Origin of the sequence: Flavobacterium sp. J49, from assembly GCF_011742145.1 — a bacterium.
GTDB lineage: Bacteria > Bacteroidota > Bacteroidia > Flavobacteriales > Flavobacteriaceae > Flavobacterium.
Genome location: NZ_JAAQQU010000098.1, coordinates 225,944 through 246,918, shown reverse-complemented (window position 1 = coordinate 246,918; position 20,975 = coordinate 225,944). Strand labels below are relative to the sequence as shown.

Below are 20,975 nucleotides of genomic sequence, written 5' to 3'. Positions count from 1 at the left end.
ATCATTACGGTTACCGTTGAAGGCTGGGGAACGTATGAATACAGTTTGGATGACGGTCCAAGACAAGCGAGCAATATCTTTGAAGGCGTATCACTTGGTCAGCATGAAATCCATGTTTGGGATATCGAAGGAGGTGTAGCATTTAGCTGTGAAGAGCTAACAATATATCCGGTGATGGTGATTGACTATCCTTTATACTTTACGCCAAACGGTGATGGTATACATGATACTTGGAATATTGTTGGATTGGATGGACAACCTAACGCAAAAATTTATATATTTGACCGCTATGGAAAATTACTGAAACAAATCAGTTCTGATGGAGACGGTTGGGACGGAACCTACAACGGAAAACCCTTACCATCAACAGATTACTGGTTTAGTGTAGAGTTTTTAGAACAAACCGCAGCCAAACAATTTAAAGCCCATTTCTCATTAAAAAGATAGTTACAATGAATTTTAGAAAATTTTGTTTATTAGCATTACTTTTTTTATCACAAATTTCAAATTCCCAAGAAGGATTACCGGTTTATTCTGATTATTTATCGGACAATTATTATTTGCTACATCCTTCAATGGCTGGAGCCTCTAATTGTGCAAAATTAAGATTAACAGCCAGACAGCAATGGTTTGGACAAGAAGATGCACCAGCATTACAAACACTAAGTTTCAATGGTTCATTAGGAGAAAGATCAGGAGGAGGAATTATAGTTTTTAATGATAAAAATGGTTATCACTCACAAACAGGAATGAAATTAACCTACGCTCACCATTTAATGTTCTCACGTGACAGAGTTGACTTAAATCAGTTGTCTTTTGGAATGAGTGCCGGTTTTGTGCAAAGTAATTTAGATCAAAGTACTTTTTATACGAATGACCCAACTTATGATCCGTTAATTTTTCCTTCATTACAGCGTGCTTCGTATTTTAATGTTGATATTGGAGCATCTTATAATTTCCTTGATTTTTATGTTCATGCAACGGTTAAGAATGCTTTAGCCAGTGACAGAAAGTTATATTCAGACAGAGAGCCGGTTAATCTTAGAAGATTTATTTTGAATTCGGGTTATACTTTTGGAGATGAGGAGACTATACTTTGGGAACCTTCTTTTATGTTCCAATTGGTTACCCAAACTCAAGAGAAAACGGTTGATTTGAATATCAAAGCTTATAAAGAGTTAGACTTTGGTCGATTATGGGGAGGAATATCTTATAGAAGAAGTCTTGATGGTGCTCAGTTTGTAGAAGGAAATGCGGTGTCTGATCAAAAAATGCAATATGTGACACCTATTATTGGGGTTAATTTCAAGAACTATATGTTCTCGTATACCTACTCTCATTTATTGGGTAATGTAAATTTTGATACCGGCGGTTTTCACCAAGTTACTTTAGGGATTAATTTATTCTGTAAAGCGGAGAAATACCACTGTAATTGTCCTGCGATTAACTAATTTTAATATTCGTCCCGATTTATCGGGACTTTTTTTATGGTCATAAAATCTGTAAACGGTAAACATCCGCAAATCCCGAATGATTGTTATGTAGCTGAAAATGCTACTATTGTTGGTGATGTTGTTTTAGGCAGTTCTTGTAGTGTTTGGTTCAATGCCGTTATTCGTGGCGATGTGCATTTTATTAAAATTGGCAACAAGGTCAATATTCAAGACGGTGCTATCATTCATTGTACTTACCAAAAGCATCCGACAGTTATTGGCAATAATGTTTCTATTGGGCACAATGCGATTGTTCACGGTTGTACTATTCATGATAATGTATTGATTGGTATGGGCGCTATTGTGATGGACAATTGTGTGGTAGAAAGTAATTCGATTATTGCGGCCGGAGCGGTTGTTACCCAAAACACCGTAGTGGAATCGGGGACAATTTATGCCGGTGTTCCTGCCAAGAAAGTGAAGGACATTGACCAATCGAATTTTGCCGGAGAGATTGAGCGTATTTCTAACAATTACGTAATGTATTCGAGCTGGTTCAAGGACGAATAAAAGGAGCCGACAGTTTGACTTTAGCCCCGATGGGAGAAGTTACCCTGCCTACCGACAGGCAGGCGTGTAACTCGTACAGCGGGAAAACGGTTTAAACAATTTCCAAGCGATTGGCTCCTAAAAATCTTTACTTATTACTTCGTATTCGTGGTTGAGAATATCACTTAAAACTTTTGGATTGGCATTGGTGTAGAAAGTGGCTTTTCCTTTTTGGGGCTTGTTGCTCAAACCTACGCTTTCACTTAAAACTTTTTTAGTTTGGCGGGCCACGGCTTCCCCTGAATCGATGATTTTAATGTGATTTGGGAGGATGTTTTTAATTTGTGGTATCAGGTAAGGGTAATGGCTACAGCCCAGCACCAAATAATCGATATTGGCTTCAATCATGGGCTCCAAATAGGCGTGAAGCAGTTGGTTCATTTCGGGCGAATTGATATCGCCGTTTTCGATGAGTGCCACTAATCCGTGGCCGATTTGCTCAATGATTTTAGTGTCTTGATATTTTTCAGCGGTTTGGTGAAAAAGGTCACTGTTTAAAGTGCCTTGAGTAGCCAAGATTCCAATGACGTGTTTTTCAGAATTCAGCGCTGCGGGTTTTATCGCCGGTTCTATTCCGATAAAGGGGACATCATATTTATTGCGTAATTCTTTAATGGCGTTAGTAGTTGCTGTATTACAAGCCACCACGATGATTTTAGCATTTTGGTTGAGAAGGTATTCTGTGTTTTTAATGCTTAAATGGATAATTTCTTCTTTTGACTTTTGTCCGTAGGGAGCATTTTTACTATCAGCAAGATAGACGGTGTCTTCGTTTGGAAGCAATTCGTGGATTTCTTTCCAAATAGAAGTGCCGCCAATGCCCGAATCAAAAAGACCTATAGGATTATTATTCGTCATCTAACAAAAATAAAAAAAACTGCTCAAACCTAAAGGGAATGAGCAGTTTTAAATAAGTATTTTTTTGTTTTTTAGAAACCTAAGTCTTTTTTAACGTCAGCAGTTAAATCCGGACCATCAGCTAATAATAAATCAGCTAAGTTTAAAACGTATTGGTAACCTTTGGCTTTGCCCACTTTAGTGATAGAAGCTTTGATTTTTTCCATTAAAGGTTTTACTAAATCTGATTCTTTCTTTTGTAATTCTTTTTGCGCATTGTCTCTGTATTCAGTAATTCTTTTTACTAAATCCTGTACTTCAGCTTGACGGGTTTGGTTCACGGCATCACCTACAGTACCGGCTTCTTTTTCGTATTTATCAACTTTAGTTTGATATTCCTGAGCCATAGTTTTGTATTCTGCATCATAAGTAGCGCTCAATTTTTCCAATTGCTTTTGAGCATCTAACATCGCCGGCATTTTAGAAATAATTTCATTTACATCTACGTGTGCAGTTTTAGCTTGAGCACTGATGGTTTGGCTTGTTCCTAAAAACAATACAGTAGCTATTAGTAATGATTTCAATCGTTTCATTTTAAAAAGTATTAATTATTTATTTGTTATTATTTATTCTTCTTTTTTCGGTTCCCCGGTTTTTTCTTCTTTGGCTTTTTTCGCAGCCTCTCTATCGGCTAGAGCTTTTTTCTTTTTTTCCTCTAAAGCTTTTTTTCGGTCATCTAATTCTTTGGCTTTGGCTGCTGCCTTAGCTTCTTTCGAGTTAGGGTCAACGGCTGTAGAATCTGAAGGCTTTTTAGCTGTTTCTGGAGCGGTTGTTTTGTCGCTTGTTGTTTTATCTTTAGCAGGAACCGTGCCAGTTTTTTTGGCTTCTCTAGCTTCTGCGGCTTCTTTTCTTTTGTCGTCTTGTTCTTTTTTCTTGGCTTCAGCAGCTAATTTTCTGTCTTCCATTAATTTATCTCTGGCGGCTTTTTTCTCTTCCAAAGCTTTTTTTCGGGCAGCAAGTGCAGGATTTTCGTCTTCAACGTCTTCCATGTACTCCTTTTTTTCCTGCTCTTTTAAATCTTTTTTGGATAGTTGCTCTCTTCTTTCGGCTCTGGTAATGCTTCTGACTACTTGGTCGCTGATGTCGTGTCTTTTGGCAGAAAACAACATGGTTAAATCAGAAGATTTATCAAAGATAAAATCGTATTTTTTAAGTTCAGCGATGTCTTGAACCGCATTGAAAACTTGGTCTTGTATGGGTTTTACCAAAACCGCTTTTTGGGTCATTAAATCTCCGTTGGGGCCGAATTTTTTTTGTTGAAAATCTAAAAGTTCATCTTCCTGAAACTTGATTTCTTCTTCACGTTCCTCGATTAACTCTTTGGTAAGTAAAGCTTTTTCAGTTTTTAAAGCATCTTTTAACTTTGCTATTTCTACTTTTTTGACTTCTATATCTTGCTTCCATTTTTGAGCTTTTTGCTCTAATTGGTTGTTGGCTTCAGCATAATCGGGAACATTTTGCAGAATATATTCCATGTCAATGTAGCCAATTTTTACACCTCTTGTTTGAGCATTTGCTTCAAAAACAAGGGATAAAAGTAATATTGATATTGCAAAATATTTTTTCATACGATTATGATTTATAAATATGTTCCAAATATAATTAAAATTGTTGACCAATTATAAAATGTGTTTCCCAACCATTCTTTTGAGAGTATCCCGGCAGCGCATCAAAACCATGAGCAAAATCTATACCTAATAAACCAAAGGCAGGCATAAATATTCTGATTCCAAATCCGGCAGAACGCTGTAGTACGAAAGGATTGTATTCTTTAAATGTATTATACGATGATCCTGCTTCTAAGAAAGTTAAGGCGTAAATTGATGCCGCCGCTTTTAAAGTTAAAGGATATCTTAATTCTAAGGAAAATTTATTGTAAACTGTTGCTCCGTCTTGATCAGACAATGATTGGTTCGGATATCCTCTTAATTGGATTACTTCACGACCATCTAAAGAGAAATTGGCCAAACCGTCTCCACCCAAGAAGAATCTCTCGAAAGGTACTAATCCTCGGCTGTTGTCGTATGCGCCTAAATAACCAAACTCACCCAAAGCTCTTAAGACCAATGCCTTTGACTGAGAACCGGCTAATCGGGTGTACCAATCGGCTTTGAATTTCAATTTGTAATATTCTAACCAATTGAATTTTTCTTGGTCTACTTTTGATCTGTCAGCGGTAGCTTGTGTATAATCTGCACCAACGGTTTGATATATTCCTGAACCAGAAGTAGTCTCCGCCAAATAGTCGCCTACTGCTGGGATTTGTCCTGAGGCTGTTTCGACGTAATTAATTCCGGCGTTTTCTCGGTATCTGAGCTTAAATGCTTTTTGATTTTCCAAATCGCCATAGTTTATGCCGTTGAACAACGAATACGGTAAAGTGAATTTCGCAGAGACACTAAACTCTGAACCCGATGTTGGATAGATTGGATTCACCCCTTTATTGTTTCTGCTCAACCCAAGTGTAAAGGCTAAGTTGCGCGAGGCACCATCTCCAAAAGTAAACAGACCGGTGTTGTAATTATTCAAATCGTAGTATTGGAAGCTTACAGAGTTGGAGAATACAAAGAAATCATCCGGCACAGTTAATCTTTTAGCATATCCTACCGATAAAGAGGTTATGTTAAAACTTTTACTTCGGTCTACATTGGTTGATCTTCCGGAGTATAAAAATTGCTTACTGTGTGATAGTGAAGTCGAAAATTGAATTGGTTTTTTACCGCCTAACCAAGGTTCTGAGAACGACAAACTGTAGGTCTGAAAAAATGAACTGGCTTGTAATCGCAAGGCCACTTTTTGTCCGTCACCCATAGGCAATGGTTTGTAAGCCTCTTTTTTGAACATATTTCTGGCCGAAAAATTATTAAAGGACAACCCTAAGGTTCCAATGAACCCGCCGCCGCCATAACCACCTTGTAATTCGATTTGACTTGATCCTTTTTCCACTACGTTGTATTCAATGTCAACGGTTCCGGCAGCAGGATCTACGTTTTTAAATTTAGGGTCAATGGCTTCAGGGTCAAAGAACCCTAATTGTCCAATCTCCCGAATGGTTCTCACCAAATCTTCTTTGCTGTATTTTTGTCCCGGTTGGGTTCTTAATTCTCTGTAGATTACGCGGTCATTGGTTTTGTCGTTTCCAACTACAGTAATATTATTGAAATAAGCGATTGGTCCTTCCAAAACTCTGATTTCAAAATCAATTGTGTCATTGGTGGTTTTTACTTCCACTGCATTGATGTTTGAAAACAAATACCCGTTGTTTTGGTATAGGTTGGTAATGTCATCGCCATCAGGTTTTGATTTGTCAGCGATGCGTTTTTCTAGTAAAACTCCATTGTAAGTATCTCCCTTTTTAATACCCAATATTCTACCCAATAATTGGTCTGAATATACCGAGTTTCCTAAGAATTTGATATTACCGAAATAATATTTTCTACCTTCTTCCACTTTAATATTGATGGCCAGTTTCGATTTTTTGGCATTTAAAAACACCGAATCTTTTGTTACGCGGGCATCTCTGTATCCTTTCTCTTTGTATTTTTCTACAATAGAAGTTAAATCTTCCTGGTATTTATCCTTGATGAACTTTGAAGCTTTAAATATTCTGATTGGGTTGATTTGTTTGGTGTTTTTCATGGCTTTTCTCAGTTTCTTTTTTGAGAATTTTTCGTTGCCTTCAAAATTGATTTTTGAGATTTTCAATTTATCACCTTTGTCTATGTTAACCAACATCTTTACTTGGTTGCCTTCCGTGGTGTCAGGAGTGGTTGTGATAAATACTTTGGTTTTGTAGTAACCGTCTTTTTTGTATTTATTTTCGATATAATTTTTGGTGGTAGTAATCAAATTTTCATTGACAATTTTACCTTTTGTCAATTCGTTTTCTTTGATTAAATCTTCAGCTTTTGATTTTTTTAAACCTTGAATTTTTACTTCGTTCAGTTTAGGGAGTTCGGCTATGTCTAAATCAAGCCAAATACTGTCGCCTTCTGTTTTGTTTACATAAAAATCAATGTCGCTGAATAATCCGAGCTTCCCTAATTTTTTGATGGCATTACTGATTTCTTCGCCAGGAACGGTCAATTGCTGTCCTTTCTCCAAACCGGAAAACGTCACGACGGTTTGTTCGTTATAACTGATTTTGCCATTTACCTTAACGTTGGCTAAAATATATTTTTTTCCTTGTTCAAAAGGGATTCTGTCTTGGGCTTGTAATTGAAAAATACTTCCAAAAAATAGGATAATTAGAAATATTTTTGAGGTTTTAATCTGCACTGAAATTTTATTTAACTTGTTCACTTGTTTTTCCAAATCTTCGTTCTCTTTTTTGATAGCTGATGATGGCTTCATATAAATCGTCTTCTTTAAAATCGGGCCACAGTACGTCTGTAAAATAAAATTCTGCATAAGCAATTTGCCAAAGCAGAAAGTTACTGATCCTGTGTTCGCCACTGGTTCTAATTACCAAATCTACATCAGGTAGATTGTGCGTGTAAAGATGCTGATTAATAATTGATTCATCAAGACTGTCTATCGAAATTATATTATTTTTAACTTTATCACTAATAATTTTAACAGCATTTAACAATTCCTCTCTTGAGCCGTAGCTTAACGCCAATGTAAGCGTCATTCGGGTATTGTTTTTGGTCTTTTCAATTACGGATAAAAGTTCTTTTTTGGCTGATGCCGGAAGCATGTCAATGTTTCCTATACAGTTTAACCGGATGTTATTTTTTTGTAGGGTTTCTAACTCTTTCTTTAAGGAAGAAATCAACAATCTCATTAAAGTGTCTACTTCCAGTTTCGGACGGTTCCAGTTTTCAGTAGAAAAAGCATAAAGGGTTAGATTTTCAATGCCCAGTTTGGCACAACTTTCTACCGTTACTCGAACAGCTTTGGTGCCGTTTTCATGACCAAATGCTCTCAATAAACCTTTTTGTTTTGCCCAACGACCATTCCCGTCCATGATGATGGCCAAGTGCTTGGGTAAATTGTTTTTGTTTATTTTGTCTAGTAAATTCATGCTTTATTCTGCGCAATAACATGGTTTTTCGGTAAAGGTATACGTTAGTGTAAACCCTGTAAAAACATACCAATCTTTGCTGTTTATGTTGCCAAATTGCAATGGCGCTAAATTTTTATTCTTAGGCAAACTTCCGTCCAAATTATCGGTGAAAGTATACCTAGCGCCCACTTCAAGCCCTAGCACCAAATGATTCGAAATATTGGTTTTGACACCAACAATCATCGGAATGGCAAAAGTGCTTTCTGTATAATCTTCCTTAGTCTTTCCGTTGATTACATACAACTCGTCGTAAGCAAAATAAGAAAGTCCGGTAAAGACATATGGCGTCATTTTTCTTTTTAGTAATTCATGCAGGTTGAAATCAAAAAAATTGAATTCCATTCCCGCAGTAAGCTCTTTGATGTTATTTTTAAATTTATAACCTCTCAAATTCCTTCCCGGAACTTCGGAGTCTAAATCGTTTCCTGAAATAGTCGACTGCATATAGGAAAACCTATACGAATGTCTTGGGCTTTTGTTCCATTTGTATAAAATCCCGAAAGCCGGCTCATTCGGAGCAATGTAATTGGTTTTACCCACATCGCCTATGAAGTTGCTTCCGCCCAAGAAAACACCAATCTCGTTGATTTGTGCCTTCAAATTATTTTGGAAAACCAAACAAAAAAATAATACTAAAATCTTTTTCATCAAATTGAAAATAGCGTGCAAATATAACAATTCTCAGTACTTATATAGCATGAATTTCGGATTTCTGCCAAATAAAATAAAGTGCTGATAATTACTAATGTTAGCAAGGTTCTATTCTAAAACGGTTTTTTTAGAATTGTAGTATAAATGAAGGGTAAATTTTTCTAATTTCTCTTGTCTTCTCCCCAAAGTAATTTGGTCCGAAGTGTCTTAAAAAACGTTTCTTCCGGAATTTCCACCATATTAATGTTGAAAGGGGTTTTCTTAATTTTAATGACCGAATTGTTATTCACCGAAGTGATTCTAGAATCCAAAGAAACCAAATATTGTGCTTCTCTACCCGAAACTTTCAAGGTGATTTCGGTGTCATCAGGGATAACTAAAGGTCGTGCATTGAGATTGTGTGGCGCAATTGGAGTAACAACCAAACCTTTTACATCGGGTGTTAAAATAGGTCCGCCACAACTCAGAGAATAGCCGGTCGAGCCGGTTGGCGTGGCAATAATTAATCCGTCAGCCCAATAGGAACTGAGGTATTCACCATTCAAAGAAGTTTCTATCGTAATCATCGAGGTAGTGTCTTTGCGACTCACAGCCACTTCATTCATCGCAAAATTAATGTCGATTTCGGCATTGTTGGGTGAACAATCAATGGTAAGTAATGTTCTTTGAGAGATGGTGTATTTTTTTTCTAAAACAATTTGCAGAAAAGATTCAATGTTTTCTTTCTGAACTTTGGCCAAAAACCCTAATCGTCCGGCGTTAACGCCCAAAATCGGAATACCCGAATCGCGCACAAAAGTTGCCGCTCTCAAAATAGTTCCGTCACCGCCAATACTGATTAGAATATCAAAACTACGGTCTAAATCACTATGTGTAGAAAAGGTGTTGTATTGTTTTTCTACAATTTTTTCTTCATACAATATCTTCAAAAATCTTTCTTCAATCACCAATTCGACATTGTTTCTGTTGAAAAAAACAAAAATATCCTTGATAATAGGTCGTGTGTCGTTTTGATAATATTGTCCGAAGATGGCAACTTTCATAGGGTTTAGATTTTACTTTGTACCTCGTATTTCCGATTTGTCTTTAAATTACATATTTAAATATTTGTCCAAATACTCAGAACGTTCTTTTAGGGTATTCAAATAATCATCTTCGTGGTGTTCCGAAATGATTTCATAATTATATCGTCTGAATGATTGAATGATTTCATTCATACCGCCCAAAGTAATCTTAACCGTCACTTGTACTTTTTCCGCATTGGCTTCCGACACAAAAAGGCCCAAAAGTTTGCCGTTGTTGCTTTCTACAATTTGGGCTACTTGACTCATTGAATAATCATTGATTGATTTTTCAACCACAATAATGCCGCCGGTTTCTTTTAAAAAAGGGGTTTCGTTTAAAAATTTAATCACATCCGTGATTTCGTAATAACCAATGTATTTATTGGTTTCGTCCAAAATCGGAACCACATTGGCATTGTTTCGGGCAAAAACCTCTAAAACATCGAGCCAAATCATCCCGATTCTAACAAAAAAACCTTCTAAAGCATACCGATAATCGGTGATGCTTTTTTGCGTTTCAAAAGTTTCAGCATCAACAGAAGATATGCAACCCATATAAACACCATTGTCCAAAACCGGAAAATGGGAATAAGTGACTTCGGCAAAAAAATCTTGGATATCAGCGACAGTTTCTTGGCTCGAAAAAGGTTTAAAATCGTTGTTGACGTATTCTGAAAGTTCTCTCATGTATTCTTTTCTTTTAGCGACTGCAAAATAATCAAATTTTGGGACATGTGCGCTTGGTTAACTTTGTATTTTTGTGTAAAAATTAATTTACCGCAAAATCGCAAATGGTTTCTGTTTAAACTAAAAAAAGTGCGAATTTGCGTTTCAAAAATAAAGCATGACAAAACTAAGCGTAAACATTAATAAAATAGCTACTTTGCGAAATGCCCGAGGCGGAAATGTGCCCGATTTATTGCAAGTCGCTAAAGACATTCAGCAATTCGGAGCACACGGCATCACCATTCATCCCAGACCCGATGAAAGACACATTCGCTACCAAGATGCGCGCGATTTAAAGCCGATTGTTTATACCGAATTCAATATCGAAGGCAATCCGCAACACAATTTTATCGATTTGGTGTTAGAATGCCAACCCGACCAAGTAACATTGGTTCCCGATGCGATTGGAGCAATTACGTCTTCAGCCGGTTGGGACACCATAAAATTCCAAGATTATTTGACGGATGTCATAGCCGAATTTAAAAGGAATGGTATCCGAACTTCCATTTTTGTCGACCCAATTTTAAACATGATTGAAGGTGCTAAAAAAACCGGAACCGACAGAATCGAATTGTACACGGAAGAATTTGCTCATCAATACAGTTTGGGTAATAAAGCTGGTATTGAACCTTATGTAAAAGCGGCTGTTTTAGCGAATGAATTAAATTTAGGCATCAACGCCGGACACGATTTAAGCTTAGACAACATCAAATTCTTTAAAGAAAACATTCCCGGTTTGTTGGAAGTTTCCATCGGTCACGCTTTGATTTCTGAGGCGTTGTATTTAGGTTTGGATAATGTAGTAAACATGTATTTGCAAAAACTAAAATAATTCATAACTCAAATGTTGTATTCAAGAATTGAAGGCGAAGGCCAACCACTTTTAATCATCCACGGTTTTCTTGGTATGAGCGACAACTGGAAATCATTTGGGTCACTTTATGCCGCCGAAGGGTTTCAAGTCCACATGCTCGATTTGCGCAACCATGGCCGAAGTTTTCACTCGAATGAATTTAGTTATGCGCTTATGGCGAATGACGTTTTAGAGTATTGTCAGCATCATCAATTGAAGAATATCAGTGTCATCGGTCATTCTATGGGTGGCAAAGTGGCAATGCTTTTGGCTACGACTTATCCCGAATTGGTAGAAAAATTAATTGTCGCCGACATTGGGCCCAAATATTATGCACCGCACCATCAGGATATTTTAGCCGGATTAAATGCCGTAGATTTCTCGACCAAACCGGATAGAGCGGAAGTGGAAGAAACCTTATATCCGTTTATTCCTGATTTTGGCACACGCCAATTCCTAATGAAAAACCTTTATTGGGTAGAATCCGGGCAACTGGCGTTCCGATTTAATTTACCGGTTTTTAATGCCAAAATTGAAACGATTGGAGAAGCTTTGCCTAATCAAAATCACTTTGACAAACCCTCTATGTTTATCCGTGGCGGCAATTCAAAATATATTTTAGACAGCGATGTGCCCGAAATTCAAAAACATTTTCCTAATTTTAAATTAGCAACGATTCCCAACGTCGGACATTGGCTTCATGCCGAGAATCCAAAGTTGTTTTTCGAAGAGACTATTAAATTTTTAAAATAAAACTATGAAACTACTTTTCAGAATACTGATCACTGCCATTTTAGCTTTAGTAATATCAAAACTAATGAAAGGCGTAGTGATTGATGAATTCACCACAGCTTTAACGGTAGCCATCGTTCTCGGATTACTTAACTTTTTTGTCAAACCCATATTGGTGCTGTTTACTTTGCCGATTACCTTCTTTACGCTCGGTTTATTTTTGCTGGTCATTAACGCCATTATCATCTTGCTTTGTGATGAGTTTGTTGACGGATTTGATGTCAGTTCGTTCTGGACCGCCATGCTCTTCAGCATCATCTTATCGCTTTCGCAATCATTGGTTTACCAAATCACAGGCGACACAAAATAAATAGCTAAAAATCAATAAAATAAAAACTTGGTTGGGTTGCAGAAATGTTTTAATTTTGCAACCCAATTTTAGTATGTAAAAAACACAAGAAATGAACATCACAAGAAATAATGTAGACGCATTAAATGCTGTAGTTACTGTTGAAGTATCTAAATCGGATTACGCAGAAAAAGTAGAAAAAGTTTTAGCAGATTACAGAAAAAATGCTGCTATTCCGGGATTCAGAAAAGGAGCAGTGCCGATGAGTTTAATCCAAAAACAATACGGAAAAGCCGTTTTATTGGATGAAGTAAACAAATTGTTGCAAGACAATCTGAACAATTATTTAGTAGAAGAAAAATTAGATATCCTAGGCAATCCGTTACCTAAAGTAACCGAAGATTTCAACTGGGATGTGGAAGATTATAAATTTGAATTCGAATTAGGCTTAGCTCCTGAATTCACAGTGGATTTAACGGCGAAAAACAACGTAGTGCAATACAAAATCGTTGCCGATGACAAAATGCTAAACGACCAAGTAGCCCGCATCCAAAAACAATACGGAAAACTAATCGCCAAAGATACCGTTGAAGAAGGAAACGACGTGTCGGGTGTTTTTGCCAATGAAGAGAAAGGCATCAACAACAGAACGACTTTATCCTTAGACGTTTTTGCTGATAAGAAAACCGCAAAAGCGTTCATCGGTAAAAAAGTAGGAGATGTAGTGACGTTAAAAACCAAAGGTTTATTTGATGACGATCACAAATTAATGGATTATTTAGCGGTTGGACACGATGACGTTCACGGTTTAGATATCGAAGTGACTTTCACTATTGACGAAGTAACGACTCACGAGCCGGCTGTTTTAGACCAAGAATTATTCGATAAATTATTCGGACCAAAAGTAGTAACATCAGTAGATGAGTTAAAAGCCAAAATAAAAGAAGACGCCGAAAAGCAATTCGCCCAGCAAGCCGATCAAAAATTCTTAAACGATGTGACCGAGTCATTAATCGCCAATACGAAATTTGATTTACCGGCGGAATTCCTTAAAAAATGGATCCAGTCAGCAGGCGAAAACCCACTAAGCGCTGAAGAAGCTGAAGCAGAATACGCGAAATCTGAAAATGGTTTGCGCTACCAATTAATCGAAGGCAAAATCATCAACGAAAACGGTTTGCAAATCACCTTCGAAGACTTAAAATCGTACACCACCGAAATCATCAAAAAACAAATGGCGCAATTCGGTCAAATGGATCCGTCTGATGAAGATGTTCAAGGCATTGTAGCCCGCGTTATGTCAAACCAAGACGAAGTTCGTCGTTTGTCTGAGCAGGTAATGAACGAAAAAATGTTGAACTTATTCAAAGACAAAGTAAAAGCCAAGTCAAAAGAAGTAAGCTACGACGAGTTCATCAAAGCAATGTATGGTGAATTAAAACACTAATAAGATATTTTACTATATTTGAGCGTCAAAGTAATTTGGCGCTTTTTTATTTGAAGCTTTTTCCCGCTTTCCGCGCTACATGGTAGCTTGCTGCAATCGGGGCTAGGATTCTGATTTAGCGACACATTGTCACCTTAAAAACAAGGCACGAACTTTGACTAAGTTTAAGAGTAATTTATAATTCATAATTTAAAATTTATAATTTCATTTAATATGGACTACGGAAAGGAATTCAAAAAATTTGCTACCAAAAAACACGGCGTAAACAGTATGTATTACGATAAAATCGTGGGTAGCATGACACCTTATATTATTGAAGAACGCCAATTAAATATTTCGCAACTCGACGTGTTCTCGCGTTTGATGATGGACAGAATCATCTTCATGGGCACCGGAGTCGACGATTATATGGCCAACATCATCCAAGCACAATTACTGTTTTTGGAAAGTGTTGATGCTTCAAAAGATATTCAAATCTACATCAACTCACCAGGCGGAAGCGTTTATGCCGGTTTAGGGATTTACGATACGATGCAATACATCCGACCAGATGTAGCTACGATTTGTACCGGAATGGCTGCGTCAATGGGTGCCGTTTTATTGTGCGCCGGTGCTGCAGGAAAACGTTCGGCCTTGCCACATTCAAGAGTCATGATTCACCAACCATCAGGTGGCGCGCAAGGTGTTGCGACCGATATGGAAATCAACTTAAAAGAAATGTTGAAACTGAAAGACGAATTGTACCAAATCATTTCACAACATTCAGGGCAAACTTTCGATAAAGTGCACAAAGACTCCGAACGCGATTACTGGATGATTGCAGATGAAGCTAAGGAGTACGGAATGATTGATGAAGTGTTAAGAAGATAATTAAAGTTCCAAAGTCGCAGAGTTTCAAAGTTCTAAAGAAAGGACTTTGCCACTTTGCCACTTTGCTACTTTGCAACTAAAAAAAATGGCAAAACAAGTTTTAGAATGTTCCTTTTGTGGACGAAAAAAACCGGAAACCAATTTATTGATAGCCGGAATAAATGCGCATGTTTGTGATCGATGTATTGAGCAGGCACACGGGATAGTTTTAGAGGAATTAAAAGGCTCGGGCGGTTTAAAACCATCAGCCGATTTGGTATTAAAAAAGCCAAAAGAAATTCGTGCTTTCCTTGACCAATACGTAATCGGACAAGACCAAACCAAAAAAGTAATGTCGGTAGCCGTATACAATCACTACAAAAGATTGATGCAACTCCAACACGAAGAAGACGTTGAGATTGAAAAATCGAACATCATTATGGTCGGCCAAACCGGAACCGGAAAAACATTGGTGGCGAAAACCATCGCAAGAATGTTAGATGTTCCTTTAGCCATAGTCGATGCAACAGTTTTAACCGAAGCCGGTTATGTGGGAGAAGATGTGGAAAGTATTTTAACCCGTCTGTTGCAAGCTGCTGATTACGACGTGCCGAAAGCCGAAAGAGGAATCGTTTTTATTGACGAAATTGATAAAATTGCCCGCAAAAGCGACAATCCGTCGATAACTCGTGATGTTTCCGGTGAAGGTGTGCAACAAGCTTTACTGAAATTATTGGAAGGAACCATGGTAAATGTACCGCCAAAAGGAGGTAGAAAACATCCCGATCAAAAATTCGTAGAAGTCAATACCAAAGACATATTGTTCATCGCCGGCGGTGCATTTGATGGTATCGAAAGAATTATATCTAAGCGATTAAACCGTCAAGCGGTAGGTTATAGCACCTCAAAAAATGCGGATGGAATCGACAAAGACAATTTGTTGCAATATATCATTCCGAAAGACATCAAAGATTTTGGTTTAATTCCGGAAATCATTGGTCGTTTGCCGGTGTTAACACACATGGATCCATTAGACAAAGCGACTTTGAGAGCGATTTTAACCGAGCCCAAAAACGCCTTGATCAAACAATACGAGAAGCTATTCGCGATGGATGATGTGAAATTTACCATCACTAATGAAGCTTTAGATTATATTGTTGAGAAAGCTTTGGAATACAAACTCGGTGCTCGTGGATTGCGTTCCCTTTGCGAAGCGATACTAACCGATGCGATGTATGATTTACCAAGTTCAGACGAAAAAGAACTTCACATCGACTTAGATTACACTCACGATGCATTGACCAAAAACTTATTGAAACGTTTAGAAATAGCGTCCTAAAAAAAATCCCTCAATTGAGGGATTTTTAGTTTACTAATTATAACCATTTATTTTAGGAATCCTCCTCCCGAGTTGGTTTTCTCGGTATTTATCTCTGTATTGTCTTTCTTCAAATTCAAATTCCCGAAGTTATAAGTCAAGGATATTCTAAACGTTCTGCTGTCTTGTTTTTGATAGAATTTGGTTTGTAAATTGGTTGAAGAAACCAATGCATTCACTTCATTGGCATTGAAAACATCAAAACAATGCAAACCAATTTTCAGGTTTTTGTTTAAGAAATCCCTGTTGAAGGATATGTCAAATTGTTGAATCGGTTTTTCAATCTGATAGATTTCCCAAGTTCCTTTTGGCAAAATAAAATAAGACATGGTGTTCTTAATTTCCCAAGGCAAAATAAATTGTGCTTGTGCCGAATAGTTCATGATGGGTTTGTTTTCAAAAGAAAAAGTATAGCCTTCTGTAGTGGTTTTGATGTAATTGATATTTAAGAAAATGTAATTCATCTTGTCCATATTGTTCATGCGCTTGTCAAATTCTGCTTTTCCTTTAAAGAAATAATCCAAAGGAATAGGGAATGAGGCAAACAAACTCATTGTTTTTACTTTGTCAAATTGCTGGAAGGTTTGGTTGCTTACCAATTCTCCGGGTTCGGCGGTAAAAATAAAACTGTTTCGGTCGCGGGCAATGGTGTAATTTCCGCCCAAACTCACAAACTGGAATGCGGTAAGTTTGACTTCAAAATTGTCAAAAAAGGCGGGCTTTAGAAACGGATTTCCTTGCGAGGTATTGTATTGGTCAAAGTTGGCAAAATTATTCGGGTCCAATACATTATAATCCGCTTGGAAGATTTTTTTGGAATAAGACGCCGCCAAATTTACGTTATCACTAAACTCATACAACGCACTGGCATTGGGAAAGAAGTTTGAGTTTTCAAAATTGATTTCCGTTTCATTGCCTTCTTGAATGGCCAAACGGTCAACTTTGTAATCTTCAAAGCGGAGTCCGGCAGTTAGGCTTAATTTTTTGATTTTTTTTCGAACTTCGGTATAAAAGGCCAAGTTGGTTTCAGTGTAATCAAAATCGATAATGCTGTTGGTTGGCGTGTTTAGGTTGTAAATTCCCTTATCTTTCACTTTTAGGGCATTGTATTTTCCTCCGGTATTGATAGATAAATCCAATTTTTTAAACGGAATAGCAAAGTCGTATTTCAAGTAATAATTGGTCAAACTAAAATCGATTTTTCCATTGTAATAAGTGGCATCGCCATTGTTTTGTCCTCTTGATGTTGTATTGGGATTTCGATTGAAAAAGTTGCTGTAAGCTGTGACATCTAAAGTTCTACCGATAGTGTCCAATTTGGTTTTGTATTGCAAACTCAACTCGTTAACGCTGTTTTTCATTTTCGACAAACCGTTGTTTGAAAAGTCGATACCCGTTCCAATAGTGCTAGATTCATTGGTGATACGGTCATTGCCCAAGTTCAAATTGTAATTGAACAACAAGTTCGACTTTTCGTTCAGTTTGTAATTGGTGCCGGTTCGGAAATAGAAATTACGGTTGGTGAATTGGGCAAAATTCTTTTGAAATAATCTTTCATTTGGGGAAAAAGAGGTGAAGGTTTGGTCATTTCGGTTTTTACTTTCGCTATCCATATAGTTGTAACCAATCATTGTTTGCCAACTCAATTCTTTTACTTTTCCGTTTAGTAAAATTTGCGGACTTGGTTTTTGGTATTGGTTAAAATTGTAATTGATATTAAAACTGGCATTCAATCCTTTTTTGCGTTTGGTACTCGTAACAATATTAATAATCGAACCGCTGGCATCGGCATCAAATGAGGCACCGGGATTGTAAATCAATTCTACTTTTTCAATAGCGTTGGCCGGAAGTGTGGACAAATAATTTTGTAAATCATTTCCACTTAGTGAACTCGGAGCACCATCGATATAAATGGTCACCCCTTTGCTGTTTAATGTTATCGTTCCGGTTGGTGAAGTAATGACACCGGGAATTTTTTTTACGGCTTCAAGACTGCTGCCGCTATTTAACATGGCATTGTCGCGAACGCTAATAGTGGTTTTGTCGGATTCGACTTTGAGGTACTGTTTTTTGTTGCCGTAAACAGTAATTTCTTTTAATTCGTTGGGGTTTTCTGAAGTTTTTTTCTCTTCTGTTTTCGGTGCTTCTTGCGCAAAAGAAAATGCAGTCGCAAGCATGCACAAGGCAATACTTAGTGATTTCATTGGTAATTGATTTAATGGATGTCGGTTAAGAGACACCCTGATTGATTGATGATTATCTCGTAAGACTTCTAAGCCAATCAAATGTTACAAACCAAATGAAATTTTTTAACAAATATCTTTTAAAAGAAGCGTTTTGTGCTTTGGGATTTCTACCTCACATCGACTTGGACCACAGCCCAATCTTCTTGGGCCACAAGAGGTTAGAAAACATAAAAAAAGGAGTAAGATGATAGGTTTTTTCATTAGAATTTTGGGCTTGAAATTTTACAATTTAGAATTTACACCATGCTGCATTTGTTTCAACTGTTCCAAATAATCCCTTTGGTTCGAAAGCCGCGGAATCTTGTGCTGTCCTCCGAGTTTGTTGTTTTCTTTGAGCCAATCATAGAACAGATTTTCTCTGGCGACATTGATTTTGAGTTCGTTTAAGGTCATGTTGTTGTAGCGCTTGGCTTCGTAATCAGAGTTAACCGATTGAATATTTTCGTCCAATACTTTTTGGAACAAAATCATGTCTTCCGGATGTTTTTTGAACTCAATCATCCACTCGTGTGCTCCTTTTTCTTTGCCTTCCATAAAAATCGGAGCTACGGTATAATCAATGACTTCACAGTTTAGAGCCGAACAAGTTTTGGCAATGGCGGTATCGGTATTTTCTACCATCAACTCTTCGCCAAATACATTAATATGGTGTTTTGTTCTTCCTGAAACGCGAATTCTGTACGGACTTAAGGAAGTAAAGCGAACCGTATCCCCAATCATATATCGCCACAATCCGGCATTAGTCGTGATGACCATAGCATAATTTTTGAACAATTCCACCTCGGCCAATCGCACTATTTTTTGATGCGGTGTGCCAAAAGTATCCATCGGAATGAATTCGTAGAAAATGCCGTAATCCAACATCAACAACAAATCATTCGAATAATTCAAATCCTGAATGGCAAAAAAGCCTTCAGAAGCATTGTAAATCTCGTAGTATTTAAAGTCTGATTTCGGTAAAATCTTTTTGTATTGTTCGCGGTAGGGCTCAAAACTCACGCCGCCGTGGAAATAGACTTCCAAATTCGGCCACAACTCAAACATGTTTTCTTTTCCCGATTCGGTTAAAATTCGGTTTAGCAACACCAACATCCAAGAAGGCACACCGGCAAAACTGGTTACATTTTCGGTCTTGGTCTCGTTGATAATTGCGGTGAGTTTGCTTTCCCATTCGCTCATCAAAGAAATCTTGTTGCTGGGCGTACTGCTGAATTCGGCCCACATCGGCATGTTTTCAATCAGAATCGCAGATAAATCACCAAAAAAAGTATTGTTGTTTTCATAAATTTGAGAACTGCCGCCGAGACGCAAACTTTTGCCCAAAAACATTTCGGAATTCTCGTTATTATTCAAATACATACAAAGCAAATCTTTGCTGGCTTTGTAATGACAGTCTTCTAAGGCTTCGTTGCTAACCGGAATAAACTTGCTTTTGGCATTAGTTGTTCCGCTCGATTTGGCGAACCATTTGATGGGTGTGTTCCAAAAAATATTCTGATAACCTTTCCGGGTTTCTTCAATCAAAGGTTCCAAATCTTCATAAGAAGAAACCGGGATTCGCTCGGCAAAGGTTTCATAAGATTTAATGCTGTCGAAATCGTATTTTTTGCCTAAAACCGTTTCGTCACAATTCCGAATTAAGTTCATCAACAACTCATTTTGCACTTCATGAGGGTATTTTAGAAACAACTCAATCTGGTGAATGCGCTGTTTCAAAACCCAGGAGGCGATAGAATTGATAATTGGAAAAGGCATATTTTAGAATTGGGAATTATGAATTACGAATTAGTAATGATAACTTTACCAAATATAGAAAATAATTTTAAAATTAGACATGACTTACGAAGGTGTATTAACCAAAATGCAAACCGAGTTCTCTAATCCGATTCAGTATTATCTGGTGTTTGAGAACAGTTTTTTGAGCCTAAACCAATTGTTAGACAAATCGTTGGAAATCTCTTTTCAGGGTTACCAATGTTTGAATTGCGGTAAAAAGAAAAAGATTTTCCGTCAGGGATTTTGCTATGATTGCTTTATGAGCTCGGCTGCAGCGGGCGATTGGATTATGAAACCCGAATTGAGCACGGCTCATCTAGACATTGAAGACCGCGATTTGGAATATGAAAAGAAAGTGCAGTTGCAACCTCATATTGTTTATTTGGCCTTGTCGAGTGAAGTGAAAGTCGGCGTAACCCGAAATACCCAAGTTCCAACGCGTTGGATTGACCAAGGCGCAGTGCAAGCGATTCCGATTGTAGAAGTGCCAAATCGTTATTTGGCCGGAATTACCGAAGTCGCGCTCAAAAACCATTATGCCGATAAAACCAATTGGCAAAAAATGCTCAAGAACGATGTGCCCGAAGTTGATTTGATGGCAGAACGATTAAAACTCGAAAATCTGATTCCAACCGAAGTGCAAGATTTTTTTAACCCAAACAAAGAAGATTTATATGAATTGCATTATCCGGTACTGCAGTTTCCTAGTAAAGTAACTAGTTTGAGCTTGGATAAATCACCGAATTTCACTGGAAAACTAACCGGTATCAAAGGACAATATTTAATGTTTGAAGACGGAACTGTTTTCAACGTCCGAACTTTTGAAGGTTATGTGGTTAAAATCAACATTTAAATAAAAAACCCTTTCTCAATTGAAAGGGTTTACTTCGTCAGTTC

Annotated in this window: 20 protein-coding genes; 10 read left to right on the top strand and 10 right to left on the bottom strand. The window is 37.4% G+C overall.

Features of this window, described 5'->3' with window-relative positions; genetic code table 11:
• The 3 genes from HA632_RS04215 to HA632_RS04205 form a co-directional block, all read left to right on the top strand.
• The coding region (locus HA632_RS04215) for a T9SS type B sorting domain-containing protein (protein ID WP_176305961.1) at positions 1–447 on the top strand (447 nt) is incomplete at its 5' end.
• A 5-nt stretch (positions 448–452) separates the two neighbouring features.
• Positions 453–1,451 (top strand): type IX secretion system membrane protein PorP/SprF, encoded by a 999-nt coding sequence (locus tag HA632_RS04210; RefSeq protein WP_176305960.1) that lies wholly within the window; start codon positions 453–455, stop codon positions 1,449–1,451.
• Positions 1,452–1,487: 36 nt separating this feature from the next.
• Positions 1,488–2,003: a gamma carbonic anhydrase family protein gene (locus HA632_RS04205; protein WP_176305959.1), complete on the top strand. Its 516-nt coding sequence runs from the start codon at positions 1,488–1,490 to the stop codon at positions 2,001–2,003.
• Between the two features lie 117 nt (positions 2,004–2,120).
• Here the strand turns inward: HA632_RS04205 and murI are convergent, their stop codons facing one another.
• From murI to HA632_RS04165, 8 genes are all read right to left on the bottom strand, one after another.
• Positions 2,121–2,900, bottom strand: a complete 780-nt coding sequence (gene murI, locus HA632_RS04200; protein ID WP_176305958.1) for a glutamate racemase — start codon at positions 2,898–2,900, stop codon at positions 2,121–2,123.
• A 71-nt stretch (positions 2,901–2,971) separates the two neighbouring features.
• Complete coding sequence (locus HA632_RS04195) at positions 2,972–3,472, bottom strand: OmpH family outer membrane protein (RefSeq protein ID WP_176305957.1); 501 nt, start codon at positions 3,470–3,472, stop codon at positions 2,972–2,974.
• Positions 3,473–3,505: 33 nt separating this feature from the next.
• Positions 3,506–4,507, bottom strand: coding sequence for an OmpH family outer membrane protein (locus HA632_RS04190; RefSeq protein WP_176305956.1), 1,002 nt, complete (start codon positions 4,505–4,507; stop codon positions 3,506–3,508).
• Between the two features lie 34 nt (positions 4,508–4,541).
• Positions 4,542–7,292 (bottom strand): outer membrane protein assembly factor, encoded by a 2,751-nt coding sequence (locus tag HA632_RS04185; protein WP_176305955.1) that lies wholly within the window; start codon positions 7,290–7,292, stop codon positions 4,542–4,544.
• Positions 7,225–7,965 (bottom strand): isoprenyl transferase, encoded by a 741-nt coding sequence (locus HA632_RS04180; protein ID WP_176305954.1) that lies wholly within the window; start codon positions 7,963–7,965, stop codon positions 7,225–7,227. Before HA632_RS04180 ends, HA632_RS04185 begins: the two co-directional genes overlap by 68 nt.
• Before the next feature lie 3 nt (positions 7,966–7,968).
• Positions 7,969–8,655, bottom strand: a complete 687-nt coding sequence (locus HA632_RS04175; RefSeq protein ID WP_176305953.1) for a DUF6089 family protein — start codon at positions 8,653–8,655, stop codon at positions 7,969–7,971.
• A 164-nt stretch (positions 8,656–8,819) separates the two neighbouring features.
• Positions 8,820–9,701 (bottom strand): NAD kinase, encoded by an 882-nt coding sequence (locus HA632_RS04170; RefSeq protein WP_176305952.1) that lies wholly within the window; start codon positions 9,699–9,701, stop codon positions 8,820–8,822.
• Between the two features lie 48 nt (positions 9,702–9,749).
• Entirely contained in the window at positions 9,750–10,409 is a 660-nt protein-coding gene (locus tag HA632_RS04165) for a CBS domain-containing protein (protein WP_176305951.1), read from the bottom strand.
• A gap of 157 nt (positions 10,410–10,566) precedes the next feature.
• On the opposite strand from HA632_RS04165, the gene HA632_RS04160 reads away from it, so the two are divergent.
• The 6 genes from HA632_RS04160 to clpX all read left to right on the top strand — a co-directional run bounded on the left by HA632_RS04160 (position 10,567) and on the right by clpX (position 16,017).
• Positions 10,567–11,280 (top strand): pyridoxine 5'-phosphate synthase, encoded by a 714-nt coding sequence (locus tag HA632_RS04160; protein WP_176305950.1) that lies wholly within the window; start codon positions 10,567–10,569, stop codon positions 11,278–11,280.
• A 12-nt stretch (positions 11,281–11,292) separates the two neighbouring features.
• Positions 11,293–12,054 carry an alpha/beta fold hydrolase gene (locus HA632_RS04155; protein WP_176305949.1) on the top strand — a complete coding sequence of 254 codons (762 nt, stop codon included), beginning with the start codon at positions 11,293–11,295 and terminating at the stop codon, positions 12,052–12,054.
• 4 nt (positions 12,055–12,058) lie between these two features.
• The gene (locus tag HA632_RS04150; RefSeq protein ID WP_176305948.1) at positions 12,059–12,403 is read left to right on the top strand and encodes a phage holin family protein; all 345 of its coding nucleotides are present in this window, start codon (positions 12,059–12,061) and stop codon (positions 12,401–12,403) included.
• 91 nt (positions 12,404–12,494) lie between these two features.
• Positions 12,495–13,829, top strand: coding sequence for a trigger factor (tig, locus tag HA632_RS04145; RefSeq protein ID WP_176305947.1), 1,335 nt, complete (start codon positions 12,495–12,497; stop codon positions 13,827–13,829).
• 213 nt (positions 13,830–14,042) lie between these two features.
• Positions 14,043–14,699, top strand: a complete 657-nt coding sequence (gene clpP / locus HA632_RS04140) for an ATP-dependent Clp endopeptidase proteolytic subunit ClpP (RefSeq protein ID WP_176305946.1) — start codon at positions 14,043–14,045, stop codon at positions 14,697–14,699.
• A gap of 85 nt (positions 14,700–14,784) precedes the next feature.
• Positions 14,785–16,017, top strand: coding sequence for an ATP-dependent Clp protease ATP-binding subunit ClpX (gene clpX, locus HA632_RS04135; RefSeq protein ID WP_176305945.1), 1,233 nt, complete (start codon positions 14,785–14,787; stop codon positions 16,015–16,017).
• Positions 16,018–16,064: 47 nt separating this feature from the next.
• Here clpX and HA632_RS04130 read toward each other — a convergent pair whose 3' ends face one another.
• Positions 16,065–18,260: a TonB-dependent receptor gene (locus tag HA632_RS04130; RefSeq protein ID WP_176305944.1), complete on the bottom strand. Its 2,196-nt coding sequence runs from the start codon at positions 18,258–18,260 to the stop codon at positions 16,065–16,067.
• 264 nt (positions 18,261–18,524) lie between these two features.
• A complete protein-coding gene (locus tag HA632_RS04125) occupies positions 18,525–20,057 on the bottom strand; it encodes a GH3 auxin-responsive promoter family protein (RefSeq protein ID WP_176305943.1) in 1,533 nt (510 codons plus the stop codon).
• A gap of 79 nt (positions 20,058–20,136) precedes the next feature.
• Here HA632_RS04125 and HA632_RS04120 point away from each other — a divergent pair, with 79 nt between their 5' ends.
• Positions 20,137–20,931 carry a DUF2797 domain-containing protein gene (locus tag HA632_RS04120; protein ID WP_176305942.1) on the top strand — a complete coding sequence of 265 codons (795 nt, stop codon included), beginning with the start codon at positions 20,137–20,139 and terminating at the stop codon, positions 20,929–20,931.
• Positions 20,932–20,975: the final 44 nt, after the last annotated feature.

Bases quoted from the DNA above. Each gene is read 5' to 3' on its own strand.
- HA632_RS04210 (WP_176305960.1), top strand. From the start codon at position 453: ATGAATTTTAGAAAATTTTGTTTATTAGCATTACTTTTTTTATCACAA.
- HA632_RS04205 (WP_176305959.1), top strand. From the start codon at position 1,488: ATGGTCATAAAATCTGTAAACGGTAAACATCCGCAAATCCCGAATGAT.
- murI (WP_176305958.1), bottom strand. From the start codon at position 2,900: ATGACGAATAATAATCCTATAGGTCTTTTTGATTCGGGCATTGGCGGC.
- HA632_RS04195 (WP_176305957.1), bottom strand. From the start codon at position 3,472: ATGAAACGATTGAAATCATTACTAATAGCTACTGTATTGTTTTTAGGA.
- HA632_RS04190 (WP_176305956.1), bottom strand. From the start codon at position 4,507: ATGAAAAAATATTTTGCAATATCAATATTACTTTTATCCCTTGTTTTT.
- HA632_RS04185 (WP_176305955.1), bottom strand. From the start codon at position 7,292: ATGAAGCCATCATCAGCTATCAAAAAAGAGAACGAAGATTTGGAAAAA.
- HA632_RS04180 (WP_176305954.1), bottom strand. From the start codon at position 7,965: ATGAATTTACTAGACAAAATAAACAAAAACAATTTACCCAAGCACTTG.
- HA632_RS04175 (WP_176305953.1), bottom strand. From the start codon at position 8,655: ATGAAAAAGATTTTAGTATTATTTTTTTGTTTGGTTTTCCAAAATAAT.
- HA632_RS04170 (WP_176305952.1), bottom strand. From the start codon at position 9,701: ATGAAAGTTGCCATCTTCGGACAATATTATCAAAACGACACACGACCT.
- HA632_RS04165 (WP_176305951.1), bottom strand. From the start codon at position 10,409: ATGAGAGAACTTTCAGAATACGTCAACAACGATTTTAAACCTTTTTCG.
- HA632_RS04160 (WP_176305950.1), top strand. From the start codon at position 10,567: ATGACAAAACTAAGCGTAAACATTAATAAAATAGCTACTTTGCGAAAT.
- HA632_RS04155 (WP_176305949.1), top strand. From the start codon at position 11,293: ATGTTGTATTCAAGAATTGAAGGCGAAGGCCAACCACTTTTAATCATC.
- HA632_RS04150 (WP_176305948.1), top strand. From the start codon at position 12,059: ATGAAACTACTTTTCAGAATACTGATCACTGCCATTTTAGCTTTAGTA.
- tig (WP_176305947.1), top strand. From the start codon at position 12,495: ATGAACATCACAAGAAATAATGTAGACGCATTAAATGCTGTAGTTACT.
- clpP (WP_176305946.1), top strand. From the start codon at position 14,043: ATGGACTACGGAAAGGAATTCAAAAAATTTGCTACCAAAAAACACGGC.
- clpX (WP_176305945.1), top strand. From the start codon at position 14,785: ATGGCAAAACAAGTTTTAGAATGTTCCTTTTGTGGACGAAAAAAACCG.
- HA632_RS04130 (WP_176305944.1), bottom strand. From the start codon at position 18,260: ATGAAATCACTAAGTATTGCCTTGTGCATGCTTGCGACTGCATTTTCT.
- HA632_RS04125 (WP_176305943.1), bottom strand. From the start codon at position 20,057: ATGCCTTTTCCAATTATCAATTCTATCGCCTCCTGGGTTTTGAAACAG.
- HA632_RS04120 (WP_176305942.1), top strand. From the start codon at position 20,137: ATGACTTACGAAGGTGTATTAACCAAAATGCAAACCGAGTTCTCTAAT.